This window comes from Kitasatospora sp. NPDC001175, assembly GCF_053598215.1.
The window spans coordinates 1-10,260 of record NZ_JBSFJU010000130.1; the positions used below are offsets into that span (position 1 = coordinate 1).

12 protein-coding genes are annotated in these 10,260 nt (G+C 71.0%); 11 read left to right on the top strand and 1 reads right to left on the bottom strand.

The window, feature by feature from the left end; all coding sequences use genetic code 11:
- Positions 1-140: 140 nt before the first annotated feature.
- The 4 genes from ACWDAK_RS39510 to ACWDAK_RS39525 all read left to right on the top strand — a co-directional run bounded on the left by ACWDAK_RS39510 (position 141) and on the right by ACWDAK_RS39525 (position 3,763).
- Positions 141-680: an NUDIX hydrolase gene (locus ACWDAK_RS39510; RefSeq protein WP_344641383.1), complete on the top strand. Its 540-nt coding sequence runs from the start codon at positions 141-143 to the stop codon at positions 678-680.
- Positions 680-1,156 (top strand): GNAT family N-acetyltransferase, encoded by a 477-nt coding sequence (locus ACWDAK_RS39515; protein WP_427396180.1) that lies wholly within the window; start codon positions 680-682, stop codon positions 1,154-1,156. The genes ACWDAK_RS39510 and ACWDAK_RS39515 overlap by 1 nt, the downstream gene beginning before the upstream one ends.
- 344 nt (positions 1,157-1,500) lie before the next feature.
- Positions 1,501-2,445 (top strand): RNA polymerase sigma factor SigJ, encoded by a 945-nt coding sequence (gene sigJ, locus ACWDAK_RS39520; RefSeq protein WP_427396179.1) that lies wholly within the window; start codon positions 1,501-1,503, stop codon positions 2,443-2,445.
- A 112-nt stretch (positions 2,446-2,557) separates the two neighbouring features.
- Positions 2,558-3,763, top strand: a complete 1,206-nt coding sequence (locus ACWDAK_RS39525; protein WP_427396178.1) for an NAD(P)/FAD-dependent oxidoreductase — start codon at positions 2,558-2,560, stop codon at positions 3,761-3,763.
- Positions 3,764-3,898: 135 nt separating this feature from the next.
- Here the strand turns inward: ACWDAK_RS39525 and ACWDAK_RS39530 are convergent, their stop codons facing one another.
- On the bottom strand, positions 3,899-4,129 hold the full coding sequence (locus ACWDAK_RS39530) for a hypothetical protein (protein ID WP_344641379.1): 231 nt from the start codon (positions 4,127-4,129) through the stop codon (positions 3,899-3,901).
- 586 nt (positions 4,130-4,715) lie between these two features.
- Between ACWDAK_RS39530 and ACWDAK_RS39535 the strand changes: the two genes are divergently transcribed.
- The 7 genes from ACWDAK_RS39535 to ACWDAK_RS39565 all read left to right on the top strand — a co-directional run bounded on the left by ACWDAK_RS39535 (position 4,716) and on the right by ACWDAK_RS39565 (position 10,018).
- Complete coding sequence (locus ACWDAK_RS39535) at positions 4,716-5,333, top strand: SigE family RNA polymerase sigma factor (protein ID WP_427396177.1); 618 nt, start codon at positions 4,716-4,718, stop codon at positions 5,331-5,333.
- Positions 5,333-6,034 carry a hypothetical protein gene (locus tag ACWDAK_RS39540; RefSeq protein ID WP_427396176.1) on the top strand — a complete coding sequence of 234 codons (702 nt, stop codon included), beginning with the start codon at positions 5,333-5,335 and terminating at the stop codon, positions 6,032-6,034. The genes ACWDAK_RS39535 and ACWDAK_RS39540 overlap by 1 nt, the downstream gene beginning before the upstream one ends.
- Positions 6,035-6,420: 386 nt before the next feature.
- Positions 6,421-6,618, top strand: coding sequence for a hypothetical protein (locus ACWDAK_RS39545; RefSeq protein WP_427396175.1), 198 nt, complete (start codon positions 6,421-6,423; stop codon positions 6,616-6,618).
- A gap of 156 nt (positions 6,619-6,774) precedes the next feature.
- Complete coding sequence (locus tag ACWDAK_RS39550; RefSeq protein ID WP_427396174.1) at positions 6,775-7,119, top strand: MarR family transcriptional regulator; 345 nt, start codon at positions 6,775-6,777, stop codon at positions 7,117-7,119.
- A 1,303-nt stretch (positions 7,120-8,422) separates the two neighbouring features.
- The gene (locus ACWDAK_RS39555) at positions 8,423-9,133 is read left to right on the top strand and encodes a hypothetical protein (protein ID WP_427396173.1); all 711 of its coding nucleotides are present in this window, start codon (positions 8,423-8,425) and stop codon (positions 9,131-9,133) included.
- Positions 9,134-9,223: 90 nt separating this feature from the next.
- A complete protein-coding gene (locus ACWDAK_RS39560) occupies positions 9,224-9,433 on the top strand; it encodes a hypothetical protein (protein WP_344641371.1) in 210 nt (69 codons plus the stop codon).
- A gap of 393 nt (positions 9,434-9,826) precedes the next feature.
- Positions 9,827-10,018, top strand: coding sequence for a hypothetical protein (locus ACWDAK_RS39565; protein ID WP_344641370.1), 192 nt, complete (start codon positions 9,827-9,829; stop codon positions 10,016-10,018).
- The last annotated feature ends 242 nt before the right edge of the window (positions 10,019-10,260 follow it).

Below are 10,260 nucleotides of genomic sequence, written 5' to 3' on the forward strand. Positions count from 1 at the left end.
GATCCGGGACGCCTTCTCCCGGCGGGTCGTGGCCTGGGAGACCTCCGCCCGCGCGGACGCCGACCTGGTCCTCACCTCGCTGGAGTACGCGCTGGGACTGCTCATCCGTCGTTGTCGGGGCGGGGGCGTAGCCTGTCGCGGTGATCCGTAGCCCCTTCGAGCAGCGGCCGTTGGACGCTGCCGTCCATGACACCGAGACCGCGACGCTGACGTTCGACGGGGCCCAAGCCTGGCTGCGGGCCGCGCTTGCCGGCCCGATGGAACCGCTGGCCGCCGAGGTGTGGGTCCTCGACCCCGCCTTGGAGCGGATCGTTCTGATCAAACATCGATGGCGGGCCTGGGTTCCGCCGGGCGGCAAAGTGGAACCCGGCGAGACTCCGCGCGAGGGCGCTGCCCGGGAGCTGGCCGAGGAAACCGGGCTGCGCCTACAACTGCTGGAACAGCCCGCGGCCGTGGCGGTCCGCTCGTTCCATCCGAAATGGCCGGCCACCCTGTCGCTGTCATATGCCGCGATCGCTGACCCGGCGCAGCCGCTGGTCGCCGAAGACGGACAACCGGTCGCCTGGACGCCCCTGCAGCAGGACTGGCAGAGCTTCTTTCCCGGCGACGCGTCCCGAATTCGGCAGTATGTTGAGGCCCTCCGGCGCCGAGGCACCAGCGGCCGGACCTGGAGGTCCTGATGGACGTCACGCTGCGAGAAGTGCGGGACAACGACCTGGCGGTTTTCTACGCTCAGATGAACGATCCCGAGGGAATGCGGATGGCAGCGTTCACTGCCAAGGACCCATCGGACCGTGCCTGGTTCGATACACACTGGGCGCGGATCCGCCACGATCCCGGGGTCGTCGTGCGCACTGTCGTTGGCAAGAACGGGAAGGTCGTCGGCCACGTCGCGGTGTTCGGCCCGCCCGAGGAGCGCGAGGTCACGTATTGGATCGGGCGTGAGTACTGGGGCTGTGGAACTGCGACCGCCGCGTTGCGAGAGCTGCTCGGCGTCGTTCCGGATCGCCCGCTGCATGCCCGTGCGGCTGCGGACAACGACGGCTCCATTCGCGTCCTGGAGAAGTGCGGATTCGTGTTGACCCGCAACGAGCGGGGCTTCGCGAACGCACGCGGCGAGGAGATCGACGAGGTGGTTCTCACCTTGTCCGATTAAGACCTGCGAGAGGTCCGCTCAGACTTCACTGAGATCGGTCAAAGTCCGGTGAGACAGGACAGTCGGTGACCCCTGACAAATGATCTTGACGCACAGTAGGCTTCTGCCACTTGATCTTGATCGGTGGTGGGGGGCGGTGGCTGTTGTCGCGTTGGCGTACGGCCGACGTGCTCACCACGTCAGCCGAGGCCGGCAGTTCTGGAAGCCCTGACGGAGGACGCGGAACCGCGCTCACCTGACATCCGAGGTCTGCCCGCCAGGTTCTCGCACGGCTCGGACCTGGTGGGCAGCACGGCGCGGTTTCGGCCAACTCCCCCACGCTCCAGACGGCTAGGATCACGGGTATGGCGCTGATCATGAGTGACGTGGCCCGGTTCGAGGCGGCCAGGCCCCGGCTGGAGGCCATCGCCTACCGGCTACTCGGTTCGGCGAGCGAGGCGGAGGACGCCGTGCAGGAGACGTTCCTGCGGTGGCAGGCGACCGACGTCGCCCGGATCGAGCTGCCCGGGGCCTGGCTGACCAAGGTTCTCACCAACTACTGCCTCAACCAGCTCACTTCGGCCCGCGCCCGGCGCGAGACGTACGTGGGAAGGTGGCTTCCCGAGCCGCTACTCACCGGGGACCCGATGCTCGGCCCGGCCGACACCGCCGAGCAGCGCGAGTCGGTGTCGTACGCCGTCCTCGTCCTGCTGGAGCGCCTGTCGCCGAGCGAACGGGCGGTGTACGTGCTGCGTGAAGCCTTCGACTACCCGCACCGGGAGATCGCCGCGATCCTGGACGTCACCGAGGCCGCCAGCCAGCAGATCTACCACCGCGCCAAGAAGCACGTCGCGGACGGCAAGGGGCGCACCGAGATCGACGAGGCCGCCGCCCGTAGGATCGTCGAGGAGTTCCTGGCCGCGGCGACCAGCGGCCGCATCGAACCCCTCGTACGCCTGCTCACCCAGGACGCCGTCTCGGTCGGCGACGGCGGCGGGAAGGTCCCGGCACGCGCGAAGGCGTTCGAGGGCGCTCTCGCGGTCGCCACGTTCCTGCGCGGCCTGTTCAAGCCCAGCGAGGCCAAGCGGGCGTATGTCGGCGGCGCGCCCGAGATCTACGCCACGACCGCCAATGGCGGGCCCGCCATCGTGGCGGTCGTGGACGGCCGGGTCGTCGGGATCACGTGCCTGGAGGTCACCGCGGAGGGCATCGCCGCTGTCCGCAGCCAGGTCAACCCCGACAAGCTCGTCCGCGCGACCGAGCTGTGGGCCGCCGCTGACCACAGGGGTACCCCGCTCCACGTCCTCTGACCCAATGTGACGTGCTTCACATCCTGATCCTGTCAGGAAACGCCGGGCTGCCCGGTTCAAGGGGCGAAACCGCGCAAGACAGCGGCGGAACCTCGCAGACAGGAGCAGGCACATGCAGCACCGCATCGTCGTCCTCGGAGCCGGCTACACCGGAGCCGTCGCCGCCGGCCGCCTCGCCAAGCGGCTGCACCGTCAGGACGTCGCTATCACCCTCGTCAACCCCGAGCCCGACTTCGTCGAGCGCGTCCGCCTGCACCAGGTGGCGGCCGGCCAGGGCCTCAGGCCCCGGCCGTTCGGCGAGATGTTCGCGCGCACGGGCGTGGCACTGAAGCTCGCGAGGGTCACTGCCGTGGACGTAGACCGCAAGACGGTGACGGTCACCGCCGCGAACGGCCCCGAGCAGGAGGAACTGGAGTACGACACTCTGGTATACGCCCTGGGCAGCGGATGGAACGACGGGGGCGTCCCCGGCACCGCCGAACACGCCCACGAGGTCTCCAGCCGCCCCGGCGCCCTCCGTCTCCGCGACCGCCTGGCCGCCCTGGACGCCGGCCGGCCCGTGGTCGTGGTCGGCGGCGGCCTGACCGGCCTGGAGACCGCGACCGAGATCGCCGAGGCCCGCCCGGACCTCCGCATCGAACTCGCGGTCCGCGGCGCCCTTGGCGACTGGCTCTCGGACAAGGGCCGCACCCACCTGCGGAAAGTGGCGGACCGGCTCGGCATCACGGTCCACGAACATGCCGCCGTCACCGCCGTGGCGGCAGACGCCGTGACGATCGCCGACGGCCGGGCCATCCCCGCCGAGGTCACCGTCTGGACCACCGGCTTCGCCGTCCACCCCATCGCCCAGGCCACCACCCTGGAGCTCACCGACCGCGGCCAGATCGTCGTCGACACCACGATGCGCTCGGTCTCCCACCCGGACGTGTACGCCGTGGGCGACGCGGCGATGGCGATGGGACCGAACGACAAGCCGCTGCGCATGTCCTGCGCCTCGGGCATCCCCATGGCCTGGCAGGCCGCCGACGCCATCGCCGCCCGCCTCACCGGCGCCAAGGTCCCCCACGTCTCGATCCGCTACTTCCAACAGTGCGTCTCCCTCGGCCGCAAGGAGGGCCTGATCCAGTTCGTCACCGCCGATGACCGAGCGAAGGACAGCTCCCTGACTGGCCGTCCGGCCGCCCTCTACAAGGAACTGATCTGCAAGGGCGCGGCCTGGGGCGTCGCCAACCCGACCGCGGGCCTGCCCTCCCGCCGCCGGCGCGTCGCCGGGCAACAGACCCACGTCCACCGCACCCCAGTCAAGGCAGCGGCCTGACCCCGCCCCGCCCGAACTGCCAGCGTCGGCTGACGCGGTGAGCGCGTCGGCCGACGCCGACCCGCCACCTGTCGCACCGGGTCCGGCCGCCCCGACGGCGCCGAGCCGTTCACCCCACCGTCGCTCCCGGTTGGTCTACAGCTCTCCCCACCCGCAGGGCCGCCCGCCTCGGGCGCCGAGCGGGTGCCAGATCGGCGCGGACGGCCCGCGCTGGACCAGGCCCTGGATGCGGGCGGCCCCGGCCGGGACGGCGGCGAGCATCTCGGCGACGGCCGGGTTCTCCTCGGCGGTCAGCCGCAGATCCGCCACCGCCGTGCCGGCTAGGACCACCAGCAGCCGCGGAAGGAGCGCCAGTGCCGCTCCCACGCCCGACCCGACCCGTCCTCGCCCGCCTGCTTCCACAGCCCGGCGCAGGCCGCCAGCTGCGCCGCGGTCTGCTCGTCGCCGGCGTGGGGGCGGTGGCGCTCGATGAACGCGCGCAGGCGGTGCCGGTCGTCGCCGGTGCCGGCGGTGCAGGGGGAGGTGGGGCGGTGGGCCGGTACACCCCGCTGCCGGCGGGCAGCTCGGGGCGGGGACGAGGTCGAGCGGGCCGCAGGCCTCACCGCGGGTGCGGGCGTCGGTGACGGGGGCCGCGTGGATCCGGCCGACGTCGAGCAGGTGCTCGCGCCCGTGCCTCACCGCCGGCTTCTCCGAGCCCGGCACCGGGACGCCCGGGCGCAGGGCCTCGGGGAGGTGGCCGTCACGGCGGAGCCGGCCGTTGTGTGGAAGGCGCGCCATCCTCCTGTCACCGTGATCAAACAGCAGAGGACCCCTCAATCAGCGACAGGGCCGGGAAGTTGAGCCGGCGCCCGTTCTCGCGGACAGAGCCATGCAACCCTTGCGGCGGCGCGGCGGTGAGTAGGGCAGAGCGAGGGCCCGATCGGGTCGTCGCGCGGACGCGAAGAGGAATTGGATGACCGCGAGCGTATTGCACATCCCGGTGGGGGACCGGCCGCGGCCCGTCACGGCACCGGCTGCGGGCGGCCCCGGCCCGCGTGAGCTTGACTTCGAGGGGTTCGCCGCCACGCGCTGGCGGCGGCTGGTGCGCACTGCCTACCTGCTCACAGGCGACTACCACGAGGCCGAGGATGTGGTGCAGGCGACTTTCGCGAAGGTCTTCAGGAACTGGTCCCGGATCAGCCGTCTGGAGGAGCCGGACGCCTATATCCACCGGGCCCTGGTGAACAACAACCTGAGCCGTCACCGGCGGCGCCGGGTCAGGCAGCTGCTCATGCCCGTCCTTCCCGATCGGGCGTACACCGCGGGCGGTGGCCACCGCGACGTCGAGGAGCGCTCGGTGCTGATCCAGGCGCTGGCGGAGCTGCCGCCGCGCCAGCGGGCCGTGGTCGTCCTGCGCTACTGGGAGGACATGAGCGAGTGCCAGGTCGCCGAAGTGCTCGGCTGCTCGCCGGGCAATGTGAAGAGTCAGGCCAGCCGAGGCCTGGCGAAACTGCGCGGCCACCCGGCGCTGGCCTCGTACGCGGCGGACACCGGTTCAACGATCGACGGCACGAACGGAGGCAACAGGTGATGGACACCGAGGACATGGTGCGCGGCGCTCTGCGGGATGAGGCGGCCCGGGTCGCGGTGGCGGACTGGTCTGCCGGACCCGTGCGGGTTCAGGTGCGCCGGCAGCGGCGGGGGCGCCGGGTGGCGATGGGTGCGTCGGCTGTGGTGGCCGCGCTCGCGGTGGTGGCGGGTACGGGGGCGGTACTCTCCGCGCAGCACGGGCCCCAGGCCGTCGGGCCGGCCTCGCAGGCTCCGCGGGTACCGGTGGGGCCGGCTCCCGAGGCCGTGGCGGTGGAGCCCGGCCAGCAGCTGCCGTTGGGCCGTCAGGACTGGTGGATGCAGCTGAAGGACCGGGAGATCTGCATCCACGACGCTCCTGCCTACGGCAGCGGTCCGGGCTGCGGCGGGTACTCCTGGGCGGCGGGCACGACCGAGATCACCATGCAGTACTACGAGAACCCGCCGCAGTACCACGAGGGCCTGTACAACCTCGTCTACCACGGGCCCGGGCAGGTGGCCCGGATGACCATCGAGGTAGACGGCCAGGCATACTGGGCCACCGTCGCCTCGCTTCCCGGCAACCCGGGCTACGCCACCGGTTATGTCTGGGGGCCCAGCCGTAAGACCCCCGATGATCCGAAGGCATACCCGCTCGAGGGCATCAAGCTCGCCGCGTACGACGCCCAGGGGCGGATACTGGCGAGCAAAACGCTGTCGTCCTGAATCAGACCGGCATCGCGTCCGGCTGGTGCCGGCCGCTGGCTGCTGGGGGTGGCGTCGTGGGCCGGATCGGGGTGGTGGGAGAGGGTGCGGCGCACGGGCTTGGAGCGGGCTTGGCCGCTGTCAGGAGCGCCGGATATCCCGGAGAGGCAGCAGCGGTCATGATCACCGGGAGACGCCTGTGAGCACCCGTCCAAGCCCCGCCCGGCCCGACGACGACCAGCACGACGGGCAGCTGCCCCGGCCGGGCCGCACCGCGTACCGCCGCGGCGCCGACAACCCGGGCGGCTCGACCGGTGGCGCCGAGCCATACCCGCGCCGGGTACCCGCCGGTTGCCCTGGTGGTCACCGACGCCGGATTCACCGGCTTGGCCAACCGGTAGCAGGCTGTGGCGGACCTGTCCGTCGACTGCTGGCGGGGCTCATGGCGGACCGTCCCCTTCCACCCAGGCGAGGACGGCTGGCGGGCCTACGACGACTCGGTGCCGGTCGTCACCACCACGCTGGAACTCCTTGCCGAGCACGGGCCGCTCGGGCCGGTGTGGTGGCGGTTCGGCCGCGCCGGCCGTGATCTTGGGGGCCCTTGATGGTCCGCACGAGAGTGCCACTGGTCGTTCGTCATTTCGCTGTCACTGAATCTGGCTGCTGAGCGACCGTAGTTCATTCTTGACCTATGGCCAGGGGAGGTGGTGCTGTGGGCCGCGTGACAGGAACCGTTCGGATGACCCCGCCCGACCGTCGAGGTGTTGCGCCTGTTGCTGGCGACACGGCCGCACGAGCCGCTGTGGGCGGCGAGGATCAGCGAGCAGACAGCTCTGGGCAGGAGTACGGTCTCGCAGATCCTGGCCAGGCTCACTGAGCGGCAGTGGGTCGCGCTGTGCCGGGAGCAGGGCTCGCACGCGGGCCGTCCGGCACGGGTCCTGTGTGTGCTGACGCGGCAGGGGTGCCGGGAGGCGCGGCGTTGGCGGCACGGGGCGTGGTTGACCGTGACCGGCAGGGCCCCGGGGCGCCGACGGAGGTTGACGACCCGACGACCCGTCAGGGCCCGGCACGCAGCAGAGGGCGGGGCCACGGGCTGCACCATCTGATCCGCCTGTCTGATAGCGAGACGCTGCATCGGATCGCGGCCGCTGAGCCAGGTCGGGACGATGCCGTCCCTCAGGCCGTTGCCGTCGAGCGCATGGCCACCCTGAGGGAAGCGCTCGGGGCGAACCGGAGATCCGGCGTCGTTCCCTCCCGACGCCACCGGTCACCCAGGTTGAACTCGCAGTGTCGTAGGTGCTGACAGGGACCGTCGAAGCTGTGCGCGTGCCCAAGCTGCCTGCGCCGCTGGCGGATGATGGTCCGCGCGCTTGGGGCCCTTGACCCGGGGCGGTGCTGTCGTGGGCACGGTGCGGGTGCCGTAGAGCTGCTTGCGGGCTTCCAGTGCCCGGTGCGGGTGATGCTCGGCCAGCACCTCCCGCCGTGGCGGAGGCGCGAGGCACGGCTGTCCGGCCTCCGCCCCGCACGCCGGACAGCCCGCGGCCTGGAGCGGCCGAGTCCGCCTCCGGCACGTACCGGCCCTCGTCGTCCAGGTCGATCCGGTACGTCGCCATGGGGGAGATCAGTCTGCCGCGGCCGCCCACCTCCACGGTCAGGAAGGCCTGCAGCTCGCTTCCCTTTCCCTTCCCGGCTGGCCGGCAGATCACCAGCCAGCCGTACGCCTCCACCGGCCCCAGCTGGCCGCGCAGCTTCTGCGCCTCCACATACAGCGCCTCACACCGCGGCCGCACCACCGCCTGCCGCAGCCGCCCGTACAGCTCCAGCGCCTCGGTGCGCACGACCCGCTCGTGCACCGCCTCCGCCGCGACCACCGGGATGTCCTCGACCTTGTCCAGCAGCCCCTCACCCGCCGGACGCACCGCCCGGGCCGCGGCAGCCATCCGCGGGTCGGCCAGCACCGTGCGGGCCCGCTGCGCCCTCGGATCCCCCACGGGACCCAGGTCCCGGGCGGCGGACAGAAAATCGTAGAGCGACACCGGATCCGGCTGGGCCAACTGCCGGTCGAAAAGCCTTGTCACCCTGCCCTCCTCACACTCAGTCAGGTGGTTGGTGTCCTCACCATGCGTCTCTGGGACCTTCGGTGTCCAACAGACGATCGCGGGCCCGCCGGTGGGCAGAGGTGTCCTCGGTCGGCGGCCAGCCGCCCCGTGACTTTGTAGGCGAGTAGTGAGAGCACCTGTTGCTCAGCGGCGAGAGCACCCCGTGCCACGGAAGTGTGATGTCGCCAAGTTTCGAGAGCGCTCGGGTGCTTGCTTCGGGACCATGGTTGTGCTCTGCACCGCGAGGGGCTCCCAGGGCTTCGCAAAAAAAGGAGCTTGAGGCCACTGGCGCGCGTGTTGTACTTGGCGCATGGGGGTTGGCGACGGTCGGATGCGGTTGCGGGTGACGAGCCACCCTGTTGCCGATCCCGGATCCGGGCTCAGCCGGATCCTGAGCGCCGGTCCCATACTCCGCAACACTTTCGTCCGCCCGCCCAGCTACCAAGTCGGGTATCTGAACGCAAGCCGCGCCGATCTCCTTCGGCTCGGCGCTCTATTCCGCGTCGCCGCGACGAGCTCGCACAGCGCGATTTACATCCCGGTCCCACCGGGCGCCCATCCGATGGCCGCCAGCGGCGACACCCATCCGATGCCCATGCTCCTGGCCCGTGAGGACACGGGACTGCGGCCTTCCGACTGGCCGGATCTGCGGCACAGGATGCGCCGCGCCTCGGTGCCGTTGAGGGTGACCGCCCCAGCGGCACGATCTCCCGACCGTCCCGACGACGTCCGTCGCCGAGCCGATCGCCACCCCGCCCGCTTCGCCGAGTACGCCGCGACGATCGTCATCACCGCCCGTGCCGAACTTCTGTTTTGGATCGGCGACTGGCTCACCGCCGCCGGCGACCGCGTCGCCCAAGACCCCCACGTCCATCAGCACGGCGAGAGCTTCCTCGGCGATATGGTGGGCTTCTTCGACCCCAAGGGCACCGACCAGCCCATGCACGCGTTCTGCGTCGTCGCCATCGAACCGATCTTTCACCAGGCCCGCTGGCGGAAACAGCGAACACCCATCGGATAACCCGCAGCTGGGCATGTCGTCATCGGCAGGTGGCAGGCAGGTGACTTCGATGTCGCCGGCGCCCAGGTAGGACACCGGTCGGAGCCATCCGTGGGGACCTCGACGGGCGGCAGCAGCTTCGGGAGAGCAGGCCTCGAACTCGGGTACCCCAACGAGCTGCAGCCCGTCATTCAGCGGGACCTTCGTCCTTCGGACTGGAACGAGACCTGGGACATCACCCTGGAAGAGATCAACACCAACATCGTCCAGGGCACCCCAGAGGTCCCGGCGACCCTTCCCAACCTCAGTTCTCGATCTTGAACACGTCGGGACGCGACTCTCCCGGTGCTTCTACTTCTCGTCGATATTCTGCGTCTCACAGGTCGACGGCTGCTCTGACCGACAAGCGCTCTCCGCTCTCACCTGCGCAGCCAGCCCCCGCACACCCGGCCGCCACGCTGCGCCCCACACCCACACCCGGCACTGACGGGACATCGGAGAGATGCGAGTGACCCCCGGACAGGCAATGAGTAAAGGCCCGGGAGCCGGACCGATCATCTCACCCCACGCCCCGCCACCCCGCGCCGGTGCGATCCGCTGCCGTCCAACGCCCCCAAGCCGCGGGCCCCCGGCCACACCGACGCACTGGCCGCTGTCGCCGCCCAACTGCCCGCCATCGCGGGGGAGTACGGCATCACCCTCCTCCTTCTCGCGATGCCCGCCTTCTCCGCGGCCGCCACCGACGTTCCCCTGCCCGCTCAGTCCGGCGGGCGCCGGCTGCTGCCGGTCGAGCAGGGTGCCGACTTCCGCCAGCCGCCCGGTGAGACCGTGGCCGTACCCGCTCCGGCCCGGCGTCCGCTCGCGCCTGGCGGCCTGACCTTCTCCGACCCGGACCGGCAGATCTGACTGGGCCTGGCTGCGGCGCAGGGCTCTGACCTGGGGATAGTTCATAGATCGGCCCTCAAATGAGGGCCCGAAAGTAGAAGACCCCGTTCGCAGCGTGCTGTTCTCCCAGCCGTCCCTTGCCCGGACGTCCCCGGAGATCGCCCCGCGATCAAGCAGACCGCCAAGGGCACCATCGGGAAGATGCGCGAGCGCCCGCGCGGCCACGGCTACAAGCCAGGCGAGCGCTGGCCGGCACTGGACCG